Genomic DNA, 17,677 nt, shown 5'->3' with positions numbered 1-17,677 from the left:
GCCGTTCGCGGCACGGGTCAGGCGGACTCCGGCACGACCTCGTGGTCCGCGGCCCGGGTTGCCTCGGGTCGCGGTCGCGGCGTGCGGTTCATGTCCCGCATGGCAGGCAGCATGAGCGGAACGGTGGTGGCGACGACGAAGATCGTCGCGAAGGCGAGCAGGGTGGTGCGCAGGCTGGTGGCTTCGATGAGGCCGCCCGCCAGCAGCGGGCCGACCGGGGTGCCGATCCAGGCGCTGGCCTTGAGCGCGCCGAGCGTGCGGGCGCGCAGCCGCGGCGGGACGCGTTCGAAGAGCACGGCGTTGAGGATCGGGTTGAGCCCGCCGACGGCGAGTCCGGCGACGAACGCGACGGTCAGCGCGGGTGGCAGTGTGCCGGTCAGGGCGAGGACGAACGACGTCGGGGCGCCGGCGATGAGCACCCCGGCGGTGAAGACGACCCGTCTGGGCAGCCTCGGCCCCAGCCAGGCGGCGACGAGCGCGCCGATGAGGGCCCCGGCGCCGAGCGCGCCGGCGATGAGGCCGAGCGCCCGGGGTTGGTGCAGATGCTCGCGCACCCACACGGGCACGAGCACGGCGTTGATGCCCTGGTCGAGCAGGTTGGTCAACGCGATCATGGCGACCAGCACGAGCATCAGGCGGTCGGCGCGGATGAACCGCACGCCGTCGGCAAGGTCCGCCACGTACTGACGGGTGCCCAGCCGGCGTCCCACGGGCGGCGGCTGGGCGCCTGCGGGGACGAGCAGGGCGACGAGCACGGCGGCGAGCGCGAAGCTGATGCCGTCGACGAGCACGACCGCCGGGGCCCCGAGCAGCGAAATCATGACGCCGGCCGCCGAGGCGCCCACGAGCAGGCCGGTCTGGTTCGCGCTGCCGTGCAGACCGGCGGCGCGTTCCAGCGGCACCGCTCCCAGGCCTGCCGTCACGGGCACCAGGACCAGGCCCGCGCAGTCGGCTACGCCCCGGACCGCGCCCGCGACGGCCACCAGGCCGGCGAGCGCGCCCGGCGGCAGGAGACCGAGGGCGTGGAGGGCGGGAATGGCGCATACCGCAACGGCCGCCGCGGTGTTGCCGAGCACGTACGCGCGCCGGGCGCCGACACGATCGACCAGCGGTCCACCGAGCGCTTGCATCGCGACGTACGGCGCCATCTCGGCGAAGGCGACGAGGCCGGTGCGGGTGGCGCTGCCGGTCGAGGTGAGCACCAGCCAGGGGATGGCCAGGGCCGACATCGACGTGCCGAGCACCGAGACGAGTTGGGCGACCAACTGCCCGGTCAACGGCCGCAGTGACTCCCGCTCCATGGCAGCCCCCGTGGTCAGTCCCGCAGCGGTGTCCTTCGGGCCCGGACGATCCGGTGACCGATCCGCCAGCCGTCCGCGCCGCGCACCACGGTGTCGGTGTAGGTCAGGCTGCCGACCGTCCCGTCGGCGCGCACGCCGAGCGCCTTCGACACGGCGTGCACGACCCCGTCCCCGGCTTGGCTCAGCACGATGTTGGTCACGTGGTGCGCGACCGGGTTACGGTCCCCCAGCGCCAGCGCGGCCTCCCGGATGGCGTCGACCCCGCTCAGCACCCCGCCCCCGAGATCCGTGACGTCGTAGGCGATGTCGGCGGTGAAGATCTCGGCGAACCCGTCCAGGTCACCGCTGTCGCTGAGGTGCCCGTGCCGGTTGATGAGATCCGTGATCGCCACCCGGTCCTCGTGACTCAGGCTCATGCCGCCCCTCCCGGGCCCGCTCGGACTCGCCAACCCTACCGGGACGCAGGTACCAATGCGGACCCGATAAGTCGGGCGCCGGCGCGCCACGACTTATCGGATTTATGCCCCGTCAGGCTATAAGTCGAAAATGTTGTGATTTACAACTGCTGGGCGATCTGGATCAGGTTGCCGCAGGTGTCGTCGAAGACGGCCGTGATCACCGGCCCCATCTCGATCGGCGGCTGGGTGAACACCACGCCCGCCGCCACCAGCCGCTCGTACTCCTTGTGCACGTCGTCGACGGCGAACGACGTCCACGGGATGCCGTCGGCGACGATCGCCTCGCGGAACGGCCGCACCGCGGGGTGCCCGGACGGCTCCAGCAGCAGCTCCACCCCGTCGGGCGCCTCGGGCGACACGACGGTGAGCCAGCGGTCGGTCTCGCCGATCGGCACGTCGTGCTTGACCGTGAAGCCGAGCACCTCCGTGTAGAAGCGCAGGGCCGCGGCCTGGTCGTCGACGAACACGCTGGCCAGGTTGATTCTCATCTCGTCTCCTTCGGACGCCACCGGTCGACGATGGCCTCCAGCGGGCCGGCGTCGACGTGATGGAACTTGTACCGGCCCTCGCGGCGGGTCCGGACCAGGCCGGCCGCCTCGAGGACGTCGAGGTGCTGGGAGATCGCCTGCCGGGACGAGGCGATGCCGTGCTTCATGGCGAGCCTGCCGCACAGCTCGAACAGCGTCTGCCCGTCCCGGTCGGTGAGCTCGTCGAGGATCGTGCGCCGGGTCGCGTCGGCGAGCGCCCGGAACACGTCACCATCGGCCACGACCACCAGCATAGGCAAGTATCGGCTTGCCTATCAAGTCCGGCAGACTCGACCGGATGACGACGTCGTTCACGCTGACTTTCGACTGCGCCGCGCCTGGCAGGATGGCCGCGTTCTGGTGCGAGGCGCTGGGGTACGTGCCGGCCGGGCCGCCGGCCGGGTTCGACAGCTGGGAGCAGTGGCTGCGCGCGTTCGCGGTGCCGGAGGAGGAGTGGGACGACGGGGCGGCGATCGAGGACCCGTCCGGGACCGGGCCGCGGATCTCGTTCCTCAAGGTCCCGGAGCCCAAGACGGCCAAGAACCGGGTGCACCTCGACGTGCAGGCCGGCGGCGGGCGGGCGGTGCCCTGGGAGACCCGCTGGCCCCGGGTCCGGGCCACCGCCGACCGCCTGATCGCCGCCGGGGCCACCGTCCTGACCGAGGCCGAACTGGACGGCCACCTCGACCACATCGTCCTCGCCGATCCGGAGGGCAACGAGTTCTGCGTGGTCTGACCGTCATGGGACAGCGCCGGCGCGGCCGACCTGGCAGCATGCCTGACCGTGGGCGAGCTGTGGCAACGCGCGCGCGACGGGGTCGACGCCGGCGACCTGGACGGCCTCGCCGACCTTCTCGCCGGGGCGGACGCGGCGGACCGGGCGGCGCTGCTGCCGCTGCTGGAGGAGCACCGGCCGCCGGTCGCCCAGGCGGAGCCGGTCGAGCTGCCGCCGCTGGAGCCCGAGCCGGAGCCCGAGCTGCCCACGGGCAGCTTCGCCGTCGCCTTCCTCACGTACGGCAACGAGCCCCCGAAGATCCCGCAGAACACCGGCGAGTGGCGGGCCCACCTCGCCGCCCAGCGGCTGCGGGAGCGCGAACGGGCGCGCGAGCAGGAGCTGTACCACCTGCGGCACGAGGCGACCCGCGCGGCCACCCGGCGCAACATCGCCCGGCAGGCGGCCCACGCCTTCGCGATCCTGGCCTGCACCGCGAAGGCGCCCGACGCCGTGCGCGCGTGCTTTCGCCCCTGGCCGGACGCGCTGCTCGACCCGGCCGGCCTGCCCGCCCGGATCACCGACCCGCGCGGCGCCGCCGAGCGGGTGAACCACGACTGGCCGCCGCCCGATCTGCCGCTGTGGCCGATGATGACCCCGTCGCGGCCGGAGATCGCGGCGATGCACATCCAGCCGTACGCGGTCTCCTGGCTCGACGGGAACAACCTCGGCACCGGGGTGCTGGCCGCCCTCGCCTCCCTGGACGGGCCGGACGGCCCCGCCATGGCGCTGCTCCTGGCGTACACCTTGGGCAATCACCGCTCCCAGGTGCGCCTCGCCGCCGCCGACCTGCTGCTGGCCCGGGCCGCGCGGCCGGGCTGGACCGGCACCGCCGCGGGCGAACAGGCCGGCGAGCTGGCCGCCGCGGGCCTGCTGACCCTCCAGCGGATCGTCGCGCCGCTGACCGAGGCGCTGCGCGGCGGCGCGCACGAGGCGGTGTGGCAGTTCGCCGCGGCCGCCCTGCCGCCGCTGCTGGCCCTGCCGCCCCGGCCCGGCCTGGCCGACCTGGTGGAGCTGGCCGCGACCGCCGCCCGCACCGGAGGCGGCCCCCGCCCGGCCATTGCCGGCCTGTCCCAGGCCGCCGCGGGCCGCAACCGCCTCGCCACCGCCGCCCGCAGACTGGAGGCATTGACCGCCCCATGACGGTGTTCGAGTGCGCGCGGTGCGCGGCGGTCCTGACCGTGCCCGTATCCCGCGTGGCGCTTCCCGTTCACGCGCACCAGCACTACGGCAACGGAATACAGCTCGGCGTGCTCATGGAGCCGTCGACGTACGCAGAGGACCCCGAGCCGTCCGGGCCACCGTGGCGGCGGTGGGACGAGCTCGGGCCGGAGGCGGCCGAGGCCCGGGGGCTGTACGCGCCGAGGTACACCGTGTCGTTCGGCCCGGCCGGGGCGGTGGTGGTGGCGCCGGGCGACATGCGCGGAACCGTGTTCATCCAGGAGCGCGCCAGCGGGTACTGCTGCGGCCTGTCCGGCGAGGACGGCCCGAACCTCGCCTGCGCCCGCTGCGCCACGCCGGTCGCGACGCGCATCGACGACTGCTCGCTGTGGCAGGCGGTGTGGCTGGACCCGCACGCCGTGCGACGCGCCCCGGGCTCAGCGCACGAGCGGCCGCCGATCGACTGGGCGGCGCTGCACGTGGAGCGGCCCGGAGTGCCGCCGTCCGATCCGGAGGGTCACGCCAGCCCGATGTGGGCGGCGGCGGTCGGGGCCGCGCTGGCCCACCTGCTGGCGGTGGCCGGCGGCGGGCCGATCGCGGTCCCCGACGGGCCGGTCGCCAACGCGTTGCGCCGTCCGCTGGACACCCTCCTGCGCTCGCCGGGCCCGACCCATAGCCTGGCCCTGGACGGGCCGGGACTGCCCGCCGTGACCTCGGGCGTCGCCCTCGTTCCGCAGCACCCGCAGACCGGCGAGGTCTGGGCGTCGGCCGTGCCCGCGGCCCCGCTGAGCTGGGACGTCTGGCGGTACCTGGCCGTTGGACCGGCTCCGGCGCACGACGACGAGCCGCCACCGCTCGTGCCGATCGCTCACCTGGAGCCTTCCTGGGACGTGTTCCTGGCGACGCTGGCCCGGTTGCCGGAGGTCCGCCGGCCCTGGCTGCGCGAGATCTACGACCGCGTCCGGACCCACGCGTACGGCCTCGGGTGTTGACCCGCGGAGCCAGGCCGTGGCCTAGCGTTGCTGGCGGACCGTGTTGATCGCCGCCTGCAGCCGCAGCCAGGTCGGGTCGGTGTCCTCGGCCGCGGTCACCGTGTCCAGGTCGTCGGCGCTCCACACGCGCTGTCCGTCGTGACGGATCAGGGCCGTTTCCAGGTCGGCGTCGTCGGGCAGCTCGGTGGTCGCGGCCAGGAACTCCTCGACCCGGGTCCGGGCGGCCGCCGCGCCGACCTCGCGATCCGTGTCCCCCGGGGCGGACATCACCGCGATCTGCCCCGACCGGTCGGCGACGACCAGCTGCCCGGTCGGCATGACCGCCAGCGCGCTGATCGGCGCCGGGGCGACGTCGTGCTCGGCCGCCTGCTCCCGCTCGAGATCGAGCGAGATGACGGTTCCCCCTGATGTGCCGACGAGGAGGGTCCCCGAGCCCGGCGCGAAGGCGATGTTGTGGCGGGACCAGAGGGACTGTTCCGCGAGCCACTCGGGCGGGTACGGGTAGCCGGGGTAGGCCTCGCCAAGGGTCGTGTGCAGCACCCTGCGCATCGAGGGGAACTCGAAGACGTCCAGGGAGTGCACGTACGCGTTGCCCCGCAGCGCCAGGTACCGGCCGTCGCGGGAGAACACCGGGGCCTCGTAGCAGTCCACGTCGAGGATGATCGCGTCGCGGAGGAGCCGCAGGCTCGCGGGGACGTCGCCGTCCGGCCGGGCGAAGAGCACATCGGTCGCGCCCTGGTCGCTGGACAGCGTCGCCACCAGGCCGCCACCGGGGTGCTCGACGACTCCGGTGTCCCAGGCCGGCCCGCACCGCACGGTGCCCGTGGCGAGGTCCAGGGCGTCCGACCGCTGCCACGCCTCGTCCTCGTCCGGCAACGACGCGGGCCACGCCCACAGCGTGCGACCGTCCGGGCTGTACGCGACGGCGCGGTAGCCGGCCTCCGCGGGCGCCCCGGTCACGGCGGAGACGCCGTCCGGGGTCCAGCGCCGCAGTCCCGCGCCCGCCACCACCAGGCCGGGGTCGTACGGGTGCCAGGCCAGTTCGGGGACCATGCGGTGCCGCTCCCACGGCTCGGGCGGATAGGCGTCCGGCCCGGCAGCGACGACGCCGAGCTCCCGGAGGCCGGTGGCCCCGAACTCCCACACGTGCACCGCCGGCCGGGCGGAGTCCAGCCCGGCGATCAGCGGCAGCCGCGCGTGGCACACGAGCCGCTCGACGTAGGAGCCGCCCGCAATGACCCGCTTCACGCTGTCCCCGTCAACCATTCCGCGACCCTACGCCGACGGGATCCGGCGCGGGGGTCGCCAGGCGGGGCAGCAGCAGCGGGCTGGCGAGGATCAGCAGGCCGGCGACGGCGATGGCGGCGCGCGGGCCGACGGCGTCGGCGAGCAGGCCGCCGAGCGCGCTGAGCGCGGCGATGGCGGCGCTGCTGCCGATCGACCAGGCCGTCAGGGTGCGGGCGAGCAGCTCCGTGGGCGTGTGCTCGAGCCGGTAGGTGGCCAGCACCGGGCTGTACAGGCTCATGCAGATGATGATGGCGAGCTCGACCGCGATCACGGTCACCAGGCCGGCGACGCCGGGCCGGACGAAGACGAGGCCGAGCAGCCAGACCGCGCGCAGGGCGCCGACGGTGCGCAGGATGCGGTGCTGCCCGAAGCGGGCCACGGTCCGGCGGGCCAGGCGCGAGCCGATGAGGCCGCCGACGCAGGGCGCGGCGAAGGCGAGGCCGTACTGCCAGGGCGCGAAGCCGAGCCGGCCGAGCAGCAGGACGGCCAGCAGCGGCTCGGTGGCCATGATCAGCCCGGAGACGACCAGCTGGTTGACGTACAACATCCGAAGCCCGGGATGGGAGAACAGGTGCCGCCAGCCGTCGAGCAGCTCGCCGGCCCGCACGCGGCCCCGGCCGGTGCGCGCGGGGCGCTCCTCGCGGCCGCCGATCGCCGCGATGCCCAGCGCGGAGAGCAGGTAGCTCAGCGCGTCGGCGACCACGGTGGTGACCGGGCCGAGGACGCCGATCGCGGCCCCGCCCAGCGGCGGCCCGACCGCGATCGAGCTCCACGTCGTCGACTCGAACCGTGCGTTGGCCACGAGCAGGTCCTCCGGCCGGACCAGGGCCTTGAGGTGGGCGCCCGAGGCCGCGTTGAAGGCGATCTTCGCGGCGGCGACGACGGCGGAGACGACGAGCAGCTGCGCGAAGCCGAGCCGGCCGAGGGCGTAGGCGAGCGGGATCGACATCATGACCGCGAACCGGGCCAGGTCCATCGCGACCATCACCGGCCGCTTGCGCTGGAACTCCACCCACGGCCCGAGCGGCAGGGCGAGCAGCGCGCCCACCGCCGGCCCGACCGCGGCCAGCGCGGAGACCTGGGCCGGACCGGCGTGCAGCACCACCACCGCCAGCAGCGGCAGCGCGCCGAACCCCAGGCCGGAGCCGTACGCGCTGACCGCGTACGCAGCCCACAGCCAGCCGAACCGCCGGCCCAGCGATCGTCTCGTCAACACGCCGGGATCAAAGCAGGGGGCCGGGGCGCCGATCAAACAATCGGACCGGCGGCGAGCCACAACCAATCGTTGTACCGATAGGCTCTCCCGCGTGGATCTCGAGGCCGTGCGGACGTTCGTGGTGGCCGCGGACGCGGGCCGGTTCCAGGACGCCGCCGCAGCGCTGTCGGTCACCCAGCAGGCCGTGTCCAAGCGCATCGCGGCGCTGGAGAAGGACCTCGGGGTGCGGCTGTTCACCCGCACCGCCCGCGGGGCCCGGCTGACCGTCGACGGCCAGGCGTTCCTGCCCCACGCCCGGGAACTGCTGCGGGTGGCGGCGCGGGCGGACGCGTCCGTGCGCCCCGGCCGGCGCGCGCTGCGCGTCGACGTCCAGAGCCGCCGGACCGCACCGGCGGTCCTGCTGCAGGAGTTCCACCGGTCGTACCGCGACATCGAACTGGACGTCGTGACCCTCACGGTCGACGTCGAGGGCGCGATCGACGCCGTCGAGGCCGGCACGGTCGACGCCACCTTCCACGCGGTCAGGGTCCCCGCGGGCCGGCTGCCGCCCCCGATCCGCGCCGCCCCGGCGCTCGACGAGCCGCACGAGCTGCTGGTCGGCCCGCGCCACCCGCTGGCCGGCGCCCGCAGCGTCACGCCCGCGCAACTGGCCGCGCACCGGATCTGGATGCCGGGCATGGCCCCCGGCAGCGAGTGGGCGCAGTACTACGCCGAGCTGTCGGCCGCCTTCGGGCTGACCATCGACGTGGACGGCCCCGTCTTCGGCTACGAGGCGCAGCTGGCCGAGATCGCCGAGTCCCCGCGGCTGGCCACCCTGGTCGGCGAGCACTCGCGGTACCTGTGGCCGGACAGCTACGACCTGCGCCGCATCCCGGTCCGCGACCCGGCCCCGATCTATCCGATGTCGCTGATCTGGCGCGACGACAACCCGCACCCCGCCCTGAGCAGGCTCCGCTCCTACGTCGGGTCGAGGCCGGCCGGAGGACCCGCCGGCGAGCGCTGGCTGCCGAACTGGGGACGGGTCAGGGAATGAGGGCGACCTTGCCGCCCGGGTGGCCGCCGCGCACCAGCTCGAGCGCGGCCAGGGCCTCGGTCAGCGGGAACGTCCGGGCGACGGGCACGACGAGCTTGCCCTCGCCGGCCAGGTCCAGCAGCCGGCCGCGGACGCTGTCGCGGTACGCCGCGCTCTGCGGCAGCGCGCCGGCGATCGCGGTGATGCCGGCCGCCCGCGACCGGTCCGACGGGGCGATCGTCACGGCCCGGCCCGCGTCGGGCAGCAGCTTCCCGACCGAGTCGGTGGCCTCGTCGGTGCCGACCGTGTCGATGATCGCGGCGATGCCCTCCGGCGCGGCCGCGCGCACCCGGTCGACGAGCCCGGGCCCGTAGGCGATCGCCTGCGCGCCGGCGCGGCGCAGCAGGTCGAAGTTGCGCTCGCTCGCCGTGCCGACGACGTTGACGCCCATGAGGCGGGCCTGCTGCAGCACGCTGATGCCGACCGCGCCGGACGCGCCGTGCACCAGGATCGTCTCGCCCGCCCTCACCCCGGTGACGTGCAGGGCCTCGGCGGCGGTGGTCCCGGCGAGCAGCAGGTTCGCCGCGGCCGGGAAGTCCAGCGCCTCGGGCTTGGCGAAGACGTCCTTCGCCGGGACGGTGACCTGGGTGGCGTACCCCCCGCTGATCCGGAACGCCACCACCGCGTCGCCGGCCGCACCGCCGCCGGAGGCGATCTCGGTGTCCGGGCCGAGCGCGCTGAGCACCCCGGCGACCTCGTACCCGATCGCCAGCGGCAGCTCGCGGTCGGTCCCGTGCGCGGCGGAGATGGACTTGTAGTCGGCCGGGTTCACCCCGGCCGCCCGCACGTCGATCGTCACCTCGCCGGCATCGGGCGGCCGGACGTCGGTCTCGACGAGGGTGAGTACCTCCGGCCCGCCGAACTGCGGCGCGATCCATCGCAGTGCCATGGCGCCCTCCTTACCCCGCCGGTGACCCGGTAACCCGGCGCGGCGCAGGATCACGGCGCCACCGCCGCGGTCGCGGACCTCGGCGGGCTGTCGTAGGCTCGCCGCTCGTGACCGTTGATATCGCCGCTGAGACCCCCGAGGCGCAGGCCGAGCCGGCCGGGCCCGCCATCATCTACACCGCCTACTTCTCCGCCGTCGAGGAGTTGGTCGAGCACATGCGCGCCGCGGACGTGCTCAACCTCGGCTTCCGCGTCGAGTCCTACCTGGTCGCGCCGGAGGAGGCGCCCGACACCACCCAGGTCGAGTTCGAGTTCACGTTGCTCAGCGAGCAGCCGACCCGCGAGGAGGAGCGGGACTGACCCAGCGCCCCGTGGCCGGACCCGACGACAGCCGCGTCCGGCTACGGGGCCTGCGGTGCGCGCGCCTGGAAGGCCATCAAGGTCTTGCCGGCCTGGGTCATCCGGATGTACTGGGCGCTGCCCATCAGCGTGTCGCGGATCCGGGCGAGGCTCTCGCTCGACAGGCCCGAGCCCTCCATCAGCCACACCACGTCCTCCATGCCCAGCCGCTCCAGGACCGACCCGTTGATCTTGGAGCCGACGATGCACCGGCAGATGAGGCCGTGCAGCTGGTGCCGCCGGCTCAGCGCGACGATGGATGCGATGTCCGCCGGTGTCAGGCCGGCCAGGTCCGCGTCGGGCAGGCGCTGCAGGAGGCGGCGGGCCTCGGCGCTGTGGCCGCGGTCGTCGGTCTCGCGGATCAGCCGCAGCAGGAACGAGCCGCGCACGTCCGGGCCCACCACGTCGGCGATCAGCGCGGCCACGTCCCTGAGGAAGTGGTTGTCCCAGGTGCCGAGGCCGCCGTCGACGATCTCCAGGATCCTGCCGCCGTGGGCGGACAGCTCGTGCAGCACGGCCTGCTCGGCCGCCCCCTCGCTGACGACGGTCGGCGCCGAGCGGACGATCGCGGCCGCCAGCCGCCACTGCGCCCCTCCGGGGTCGAGGCCGGGTTCTTGCGCCCCTTCGAGGAGGGCCAGTTCCATCCGCAGGTGCGACCACGCGGTGCCGGCGGCCGCCAGCTCCCGGTCGCCGACGAGCCTGGCCTCCAGCACGGTCCGGTGCAGGTCGAACTTCCGGACCGCCGGTTCGAGCGTGGCCCATGCGCCCCGGTCGAGGTCCTTGGCAGAGCCCATCCGGATGGCCGGCCCGCCGGTCTGCGGCTCGACCAGGACGAGGGAGCCGAGGATGCGGTCCCAGTCGTCGGTCGCGAGGTACGTCCGCCACAGCACCGTCAGCCGGCGCCACTCGCCGCCGGGATCCTGGCCGGGCAGGCAGAACGCGCTGAGCGGGACCGGATCGGCGGCGGTGTGCAGGGCGGCCAGGACCAGGTTGACCGAGAACGTCGCCATCCGCTCGAACCGGTCCTGGTTGTCGGGGATCGAGCCGATGGCGTCGTCCGCGCCCGCCCGCAGCACCGACGGCATGAGGCCGGCGATGGCCGTGGCCGCCTCCGCGCGGCTGCCGACCAGGCCGCCCATGATCTGGCTCAGGAAGGACAGGACCTGCTCCTCGCCGGCCAGCGGGCGCCGGGCCAGGTGCGGGATCAGCAGCGACCGGGCGTGGCGCTCCGCCTCCGCGCGATCCCAGACCGGTGCCCGCTGCGTGACCGCCGCGGCCTGGGCCAGCTGGTGCGCGACCATCCGGGCGCCGAGGAACTCCCCGAAGGTGGCGTGGATGAACTCGTACCCCTCGTTGAGGACGGAGCCGCGGTGCTGGGCCATCGCGCGGTACAGGAAGAAGAACTGCCCGACGGCGTCATCGGCGCTCACGACGTGCTCGTTGCCGAGCTTCCCGGCCCGGCTCAGCCCGAGCGCGCGGTAGTCCTGCTCCAGCTCCTGCCGCGTGATGAAGCGGCGGCCCCGGTTGAGCATCCCCATGGCGATCGTGGCGAGCTCCCGGAACCGCTGTTCCACCTGCTGGTCGCGGTCCTGCTCGCGGATCGGCAGGGACTCCTTGCCGATCTCCCGTTCGAGGTACCGCCGGAACAGCCGCTCGTACAGCTCGGCCTGGCTGAGCGTGCCGGTGTTGTTCAGCGCGTTGTCCTCGGCGTCGTACAGGGCGAGGAGGGCCAGCAGCAGCGGCTGCCGGGCCAGCTCGGAGTAGCGGCCGAGGCTGACCGTGCTGAGCCGCTCGAGGCCGCGGCGGGCGAAGTACTCCCCGTTCTGGTCGTTCCAGACCGCGATCCACGAGCCGATCTGCTCGTCGGTGAACGCTTCGAGCTTGACCACCGTGGTCTGGCTCGGCACGTAGACCCGGTCCATGACGATCGTGCGGGCGGTCGCGATGGCGATCACCGGCCGCCCGTAGGCCGCCTCGACCTCCTGGAACTCGGCGAGCTTCTCCAGGTACCGCCCCAGGCCCTCCTGCGAGGAGAGCTGGAGCAGCTCGTCGAGGCCATCCATGATCACCACACGGACGATCCGGCCGTCGGCGTCGGTGAGGTCCGCCAGGGTGAGGCGCTTGTTCGTCTGGCGCTGCAGCTCCAGGTCGACCTGGTCGCTCACCTCCTGCGTCAAGCGGACGTGGCGCAGCTCGACGCGGGCGACCGCGAACTCGTCCGACGGCAGCTGCGCCGCCAGGACCTTGCTGAGCAGGGACTTGCCGCTGCCGGGGTCGCCGAGCACGAGCAGCGGCCGGCGGGTGGCCTCCTCGGTGCGGAAGTACGCGCCGAGGTGCACGCCGAGGCCGCGCCGCAGCGGGCAGTCGTCCCACCACTGCTCCTGCGCGAGCTGGGTGCCCTCGTCGCTGCGGCGGGTCTCGTAGATGCGGAAGTTCGGGCTGATGTACCCGGCCCGGTTCTCGGGAAATGTCAGCCCCTCGAGGTCCGCGTCCAGCCGGGGCGTCAGCAGCGGCTTGCTCAGCACGAGCTGGTGCACCCTGTTGCACTCCGCGATGCGGCCGGTGAGCGCCGGGTCCCCGGCCGTCTCCTTCGGCGCGAGCGAGGCGATCGCCGACGGCAGGTCCCCGAGCGCCGCGGCGCCGTCCTGCAGCATGGCCCGTAGGGCGTCGAGGTCGCCGGCCAGCCGGTCCAGGATCTCCGGCAGCCGCTTGTCGAAGTGGGTCCCGCGGCTCGACGCGTCGGCCAGGATGTCGCGGGACTCGGCGGGCTCGCTCAGCAGCGTCCACACCAGGAACTCGGGCACCTCGTCGGCGAGCCTGAGGTAGTGCTCGCGGTAGCGGTCGACGGCGCGGACGAGCAGGTCCGGCGAGCGCAGCGCGGTCTCGGCGGCTCGCCGCCGGGCCTCGGGCAGCCCGTCCCAGCGGCCGAACCCCTGCAGGTACTCCAGCGCCTGCCGGGCGAGCGCGACGTAGACGCGCCGCAGGTCGGCCGTGACCTTCTCGAACGATCGGGCCGGCCCGGGGAGCGCGACGACGGCCAGGTTCGACCACACGACCGGCTGCTTGCGGGCGGGCACCCGCCCGTCGGGCGAGCTCCCGGCGACCCGCCAGGCCTTGACGGTCTCGCGCCACTTGCCGTCCTCGTCCAGCCGGTGCAGGCAGGCGGCCAGCTCCTGCGAGAAGGCGGCCATCACGATGACCGCGTGCGAGGCCGCGATGAGCTGCTCGTACTCCAGGCGCCTCGACCCGCGCACGCGGGCCCGCAGGCCGCCGGTCAGGCCTTCCAGCTGGCCGATGAACGCGCTCTTCGCCTCGAAGTAGGGCAGCGCGGCCAGCGGGCTCACGGCGTTGGCGGCCACCAGGCCCAGGCCGAGCGCGCGGTCCAGGGACTCGACGAGCTTCGGGTCGTCGCGGGCCAGGAGCTCGACCGCGCTGCGGTAGGTCATGACGGTCATGCGGCCTCACGAACGGAGCGTGAACGAGGCGTTGCCGGGCCCGAGTGTAGGGGCGGCGGTCAACGTCAGCGCAGCAGCAGCGCCTCGAGGATGTCGGCCTGCCACCGGCTGTGGGCCTGCTCGTCCGTGCCGATCCGGTCGATGAGGCACAGCACGCTGAACCAGTTGTGCGTCGCCCACACGGCGATCGCCCCGGACTCCTGCGTCACGCCCGGCCGCAGCGGACCGCGGGAGGCGACCGCCGCGACGAACCGGCGCGAGTCCGTGAGCCGGTCGTCCTCCAGCTGCCGCCAGTGCTCCCCCAGCTTCTCGTCGCCGCTGGCCGCCTCCAAAAACGCCCGCGCGAGCGGGGCACCGCGCAGCAGCAGCGGCGCGCCGTACCGCGCCATCTCGGCGATCATCGCCCGCTGGTCGTCGAGGGCCACCGCGCTCAGCCATCCGTCGCGGGCGGCGAGCGCGACGGGCTCGTCGTCGCCGGCGAGCGCGCGTTCGAACGCCAGCTTCAGCAGCTGCGCCTTCGGCGCCAGGCCGTAGACCGACTCGACCGCCACCTCGGCGGCGGTGGCGATGGCCTGCATCGTCGTGCCGGCGTAGCCGCGCTCCGCGAAACAGCGCCCGGCCGCCACCAGGATCGCCTCCCGCGTGGCGCGGGCCTGCTCGGCCCGGCGCGGCGAGCGGTACGGGCGAGACGTTGTCGGTTTCACGTCAACTTCACTCCAGTCCGACTGTAACGAATGCAGGATAGCTCCAACGAAATCCTAATCGAAGGACGAGACCATGGCCGACCCCGGCAACTACCTGCTGATGCACGCCGCCATCCGCCACGAGCTGGCCCGCCTCGCCCGGCACGCCGCCGACCTGCACGCCGGCCGGCGGCACGCCACGGCCGGCTCGGCCATCGCCCTGCGCGAGCACATCGACCTGGCGTTCCAGGCGATCCACCACCACCACGTGGCCGAGGACACCCTGCTGTGGCCGATGCTGGCCGAGGTCGGCGTCACCGAGCTCGGGGAGCTGGCCGCCGAGCACGAGCTGCTCGACCCGATGATGGAGCGCATCGGCGCCGCGCTGGACGCCCTCGTCGCGGACGGCGGCGACCGGGCCGCCCGCGCCGCGCTCGCCACCACCGCCGGGGAGCTCGACGCGCTGATGCGCCACCACCTCGAGATCGAGGAGGCCGTCGTCGTCCCCGCGGTCGCCGATCTGGTGTCGAGCGAGCGGCACGCCCGCATGGAACGCGACATGCAGCAGGGTCAGAAGATGCCGGTCGGCTTCATCCTGTCGTGGGTGCGGGAGGCCGACCCGGGCCGCTTCGCCGACCTGCTGCGCCACGGCGGGCTGCCGCTGCGCCTCATCGCGTCGATGGCGCCGCGCAAGCGGTACTTCGACCGGGTGCACGCCGCCTACGGCGTCGAGGCCGCGGCGCCCGCCGTGGTCGACCTCCACGCGGAGGTCGAGGTCCTCATCCCCGCGGGCCCGCTGGAGGTGTACCGCAGGATCAGCGACCCGATCGCCATGGCGTCGCACTCGCCGGAGTGCTACCGCTGCGCGTGGGTCGACGGCGGACCGGAGCCGCTGCCCGGCGCCCGCTTCCGTGGCTGGAACCGGTTCAAGGGCATGACCTGGAACCGGCTCTGCGAGATCGTCACCGCGCGGCCGGGCGAGGAGTTCGCCTACCGCACGATCCGCACCACGACCCGGCCCGACTCGACCCTGTGGCGCTTCCGGCTGCGCCCGGTCGACGGCGGGACCCTGCTCACCCAGTCCTACGAGCTGTCCGCGAGCCCGCTGGTGATGCTCTTCGAGAAGGTCAGCCGCCGCCCGGCGGCGATGCCGCACGCGATGCGCCGGACCCTCGAACGGCTGGCCGCCGACCTGGCCCGCGATCCCGCACCCGTGCCGTGAACCCCTCGGCCGGGCGGCCCCGGGAGACCGCCCGGCCTGCCCCTCACGCGCCGCCGAGCTTGGTGTAGACCTCCGCGGCGTTGTCCTTGGGGATCTACATGGTGGGCAGGGTGGTGTTGCGCGGCACATCCTTGCTGCAGTCGACCAGGATCTTCTTCGCGAGGTCGATGGCCTCGCGGCCGCCGGTGGCGTACTGGAACGTCGTTGACCGCCGACCCTGCTCGACGGCCTTGATGCCGCCCGAGGGGACCGGCAGCGCGTCGATGCCGGTGAACTTGATCTTCGTCTCCAGGCCGGTCGACTTCGCCGCGAGGTAGGCGCCCTCGGCCATCGGGTCGTTGTGGGCGTAGATGGCGGCGAAGTCGGGGGGGGGCCTTGAGCAGCGCGTCGGCCACGGACTGGCCCTTCTCGCGCAGCCAGTCGCCGGGCTGCGACGCGACGATCTCGACCTTCGGGTTGCTCGCGATGCCGTCCCGGAAGCCCTTGGCCCGCTCGGCGGCGGGCGTGGAGCCGGGCAGGCCGGCGATCTCGATCACCTTGCCGCCGTCGGGCAGCAGCGTCTTGGCGTAGTACTCCCCCGCGGCCTTGCCGATGGCGACGTTGTCGCCGCCGATGAACGCGGTGTAGGCGTCGCCCTCGACCTTGCGGTCCAGCACGATGACCGGGATGCCGGGCGTCGTAGGCCTTCTTCACCACGGCGGTGAGCGGCTTGGCCTCGTTCGGCGAGATGATGAGCAGGTTGATCTTCTGAGTCAGGAAGCTCTCGACGTCGGCGACCTGCTTGCTGTTGTCCTGCGCGGCGTCGGAGACGACGACCTTGAAGCCGGGGACGGCCTTGACGGCGGTCGTCACGTCGTTGTTCATGACCTGGCGGTACGGCTCGGCGTTGTTCGCCTGGGACATGCCGATCAGGTAGTCCTTGCCGGACCCGCAGGCCGCCGCGCCCGAGGCGGCGCCAGCGGAGTCGGACGGCTTCTCGACGCTGCAGGCACTGACGGCCAGCAGCGCGGCGGCCGTGGCGATGGCCAGCATACGCATGGAGGGGCTCCTTTCAGGCGATGCTGCGGTGCAGCTTCTGCAGGGCGGCGGCGGCCACGATGACCAGGCCCTTGATCAGCAGCTGCACGTTGGCGTCGATGTTGTTGAGGGCGAGGATGTTGTTGAGAATCCCGAGCAGCAGCGCGCCCGCGAGCGTGCCGCCGATCGAGCCGGAGCCGCCGGACAGGCTGGTGCCGCTGATCACGACGGCCGCGATGGCGTCCAGCTCGTAGCCGGCGCCGTCGTTGGGACTGCCCTGGTTGAGCTGGCCCGCGTGGACGATGCCGGCGGTGGCGGCCAGGAGCCCGGCGATGGCGAAGACGGCGACCTTGACCCGGGTGACCGGGACGCCGGCCAGGCGGGCCGCCTTCTCGTTGCCGCCGATGGCGTAGACGTGCCGGGCGAACGCGGTGACGCGCAGCACGACGACGGCGGCGGCGCCGATGAGCACGAACAGCAGCGCCGGGACGGGCATGACGCCGTTGACCGAGCCGTTGAGGAACTCGAACGCGGGCGGCGCCTCGCCCGGCCCGTCGCCGTAGGCGATCGGGATGCCCAGGCCGCCGGACCAGATGCGCGCCAGGCCGCGGGCGACCTGCAGGCCGGCGAGGGTGACGATGAACGACTGGATGCCGAGGCGGGCGGTGGCGTACCCCTGCAGGGCCCCGAAGCACGCGCCGATGGCCAGCACCGCCAGGACGGTGGTCAGGATGCCCCAGCCGGAGTTCACCATGAGGGTGGCGGTGCCGACCGCGGCCAGGCCCAGGATCGCGCCGACGGACAGGTCGATGCCGCCGAGCAGGATCACGAACTTCATGCCGACGGCGATGATGCCGATCTCGGAGACCGCGCGGACGATGTTGCCGAGGTTGCCGGCGGACAGGAACAGGTTCTCGCCGTTGCGGGTCGGTGACAGCGCGATCGCCAGCACGAAGACCACGGCGAGCCCGAAGAGGCTCTCTGCCGTTCGCCCTATTGTCCGGTGGCGGGGCGCGGCAGGCGGACCCCGCCGGCGCCGCCACCGCGTTCGAGCAGCTGCTGACCGACCAGCTCCGAGTCCTCGACCCGGACCACCCCGACACCCTGACCACCCGTGGCAACCTCGCCCACTGGCGCTCCAAGACAGGAGGCGCGTAGCTGCCTAAGGCGTGTTTCATAACCCGTCATAGCCAGTCGTTGATGATGGCGATGGTCAGGACGGCTTGG

18 protein-coding genes and 2 pseudogenes are annotated in these 17,677 nt (G+C 73.7%); 7 read left to right on the top strand and 13 right to left on the bottom strand.

All coding sequences use genetic code 11. From position 1 onward, the window contains the following. Nucleotides 1–17: 17 nt before the first annotated feature. From ABD352_RS40860 to ABD352_RS40845, 4 genes are all read right to left on the bottom strand, one after another. Nucleotides 18–1,301: an MFS transporter gene (locus ABD352_RS40860; RefSeq protein WP_344617959.1), complete on the bottom strand. Its 1,284-nt coding sequence runs from the start codon at nt 1,299–1,301 to the stop codon at nt 18–20. 14 nt (nt 1,302–1,315) lie between these two features. Then, a complete protein-coding gene (locus tag ABD352_RS40855; RefSeq protein WP_344617958.1) occupies nt 1,316–1,717 on the bottom strand; it encodes a nuclear transport factor 2 family protein in 402 nt (133 codons plus the stop codon). A 140-nt stretch (nt 1,718–1,857) separates the two neighbouring features. Further along, a complete protein-coding gene (locus ABD352_RS40850) occupies nt 1,858–2,247 on the bottom strand; it encodes a VOC family protein (protein WP_344617957.1) in 390 nt (129 codons plus the stop codon). Continuing rightward, nucleotides 2,244–2,540, bottom strand: a complete 297-nt coding sequence (locus ABD352_RS40845; protein ID WP_344617956.1) for an ArsR/SmtB family transcription factor — start codon at nt 2,538–2,540, stop codon at nt 2,244–2,246. Before ABD352_RS40845 ends, ABD352_RS40850 begins: the two co-directional genes overlap by 4 nt. A gap of 44 nt (nt 2,541–2,584) precedes the next feature. On the opposite strand from ABD352_RS40845, the gene ABD352_RS40840 reads away from it, so the two are divergent. From ABD352_RS40840 to ABD352_RS40830, 3 genes are read left to right on the top strand one after another with little or no spacing between them, the layout of a single operon-like run. Next, complete coding sequence (locus ABD352_RS40840; RefSeq protein WP_344617955.1) at nt 2,585–3,022, top strand: VOC family protein; 438 nt, start codon at nt 2,585–2,587, stop codon at nt 3,020–3,022. Between the two features lie 48 nt (nt 3,023–3,070). Further along, entirely contained in the window at nt 3,071–4,201 is a 1,131-nt protein-coding gene (locus ABD352_RS40835; RefSeq protein WP_344617954.1) for a hypothetical protein, read from the top strand. Further along, entirely contained in the window at nt 4,198–5,211 is a 1,014-nt protein-coding gene (locus tag ABD352_RS40830) for a hypothetical protein (RefSeq protein WP_344617953.1), read from the top strand. Before ABD352_RS40835 ends, ABD352_RS40830 begins: the two co-directional genes overlap by 4 nt. A gap of 21 nt (nt 5,212–5,232) precedes the next feature. Here the strand turns inward: ABD352_RS40830 and ABD352_RS40825 are convergent, their stop codons facing one another. Together ABD352_RS40825 and ABD352_RS40820 are read right to left on the bottom strand one after the other, a co-directional pair. After that, a complete protein-coding gene (locus tag ABD352_RS40825) occupies nt 5,233–6,477 on the bottom strand; it encodes a WD40 repeat domain-containing protein (protein ID WP_344617952.1) in 1,245 nt (414 codons plus the stop codon). Beyond that, complete coding sequence (locus ABD352_RS40820; RefSeq protein WP_344617951.1) at nt 6,470–7,714, bottom strand: MFS transporter; 1,245 nt, start codon at nt 7,712–7,714, stop codon at nt 6,470–6,472. The genes ABD352_RS40825 and ABD352_RS40820 overlap by 8 nt, the downstream gene beginning before the upstream one ends. Before the next feature lie 91 nt (nt 7,715–7,805). On the opposite strand from ABD352_RS40820, the gene ABD352_RS40815 reads away from it, so the two are divergent. Beyond that, nucleotides 7,806–8,747, top strand: a complete 942-nt coding sequence (locus tag ABD352_RS40815; RefSeq protein ID WP_344617950.1) for a LysR family transcriptional regulator — start codon at nt 7,806–7,808, stop codon at nt 8,745–8,747. On the opposite strand, the gene ABD352_RS40810 is transcribed toward ABD352_RS40815, so the two are convergent. Further along, nucleotides 8,737–9,675 (bottom strand): NADP-dependent oxidoreductase, encoded by a 939-nt coding sequence (locus tag ABD352_RS40810; protein WP_344617949.1) that lies wholly within the window; start codon nt 9,673–9,675, stop codon nt 8,737–8,739. The two genes, ABD352_RS40815 and ABD352_RS40810, sit on opposite strands and share 11 nt — an antisense overlap. Before the next feature lie 107 nt (nt 9,676–9,782). Between ABD352_RS40810 and ABD352_RS40805 the strand changes: the two genes are divergently transcribed. Beyond that, a complete protein-coding gene (locus ABD352_RS40805) occupies nt 9,783–10,034 on the top strand; it encodes a hypothetical protein (RefSeq protein WP_344617948.1) in 252 nt (83 codons plus the stop codon). A gap of 41 nt (nt 10,035–10,075) precedes the next feature. Here the strand turns inward: ABD352_RS40805 and ABD352_RS40800 are convergent, their stop codons facing one another. Next, complete coding sequence (locus ABD352_RS40800) at nt 10,076–13,528, bottom strand: NACHT domain-containing protein (protein WP_344617947.1); 3,453 nt, start codon at nt 13,526–13,528, stop codon at nt 10,076–10,078. 65 nt (nt 13,529–13,593) lie between these two features. Continuing rightward, complete coding sequence (locus ABD352_RS40795) at nt 13,594–14,232, bottom strand: TetR/AcrR family transcriptional regulator (RefSeq protein WP_344617946.1); 639 nt, start codon at nt 14,230–14,232, stop codon at nt 13,594–13,596. 73 nt (nt 14,233–14,305) lie between these two features. Here ABD352_RS40795 and ABD352_RS40790 point away from each other — a divergent pair, with 73 nt between their 5' ends. After that, nucleotides 14,306–15,433 carry an SRPBCC family protein gene (locus ABD352_RS40790; RefSeq protein WP_344617945.1) on the top strand — a complete coding sequence of 376 codons (1,128 nt, stop codon included), beginning with the start codon at nt 14,306–14,308 and terminating at the stop codon, nt 15,431–15,433. Between the two features lie 94 nt (nt 15,434–15,527). Here the strand turns inward: ABD352_RS40790 and ABD352_RS40785 are convergent, their stop codons facing one another. From ABD352_RS40785 to ABD352_RS40770, 4 genes and pseudogenes are all read right to left on the bottom strand, one after another. Further along, a complete protein-coding gene (locus ABD352_RS40785) occupies nt 15,528–15,764 on the bottom strand; it encodes a type 1 periplasmic-binding domain-containing protein (protein WP_344618049.1) in 237 nt (78 codons plus the stop codon). Between the two features lie 100 nt (nt 15,765–15,864). Continuing rightward, nucleotides 15,865–16,089: pseudogene (locus ABD352_RS40780) on the bottom strand (substrate-binding domain-containing protein); the annotation flags it as partial. A gap of 76 nt (nt 16,090–16,165) precedes the next feature. Next, nucleotides 16,166–16,297, bottom strand: a pseudogene (locus tag ABD352_RS40775) (substrate-binding domain-containing protein); the annotation flags it as partial. A 187-nt stretch (nt 16,298–16,484) separates the two neighbouring features. Further along, a complete protein-coding gene (locus ABD352_RS40770; RefSeq protein ID WP_344617944.1) occupies nt 16,485–17,411 on the bottom strand; it encodes an ABC transporter permease in 927 nt (308 codons plus the stop codon). A gap of 35 nt (nt 17,412–17,446) precedes the next feature. On the opposite strand from ABD352_RS40770, the gene ABD352_RS40765 reads away from it, so the two are divergent. After that, complete coding sequence (locus ABD352_RS40765) at nt 17,447–17,608, top strand: tetratricopeptide repeat protein (protein ID WP_344617943.1); 162 nt, start codon at nt 17,447–17,449, stop codon at nt 17,606–17,608. Nucleotides 17,609–17,677 lie beyond the last annotated feature (69 nt).

The sequence above is a fragment of the Dactylosporangium salmoneum genome (genome assembly GCF_039532525.1).
Lineage (GTDB): Bacteria > Actinomycetota > Actinomycetes > Mycobacteriales > Micromonosporaceae > Dactylosporangium > Dactylosporangium salmoneum.
This window is presented reverse-complemented; position numbering and strand designations above follow the sequence as displayed.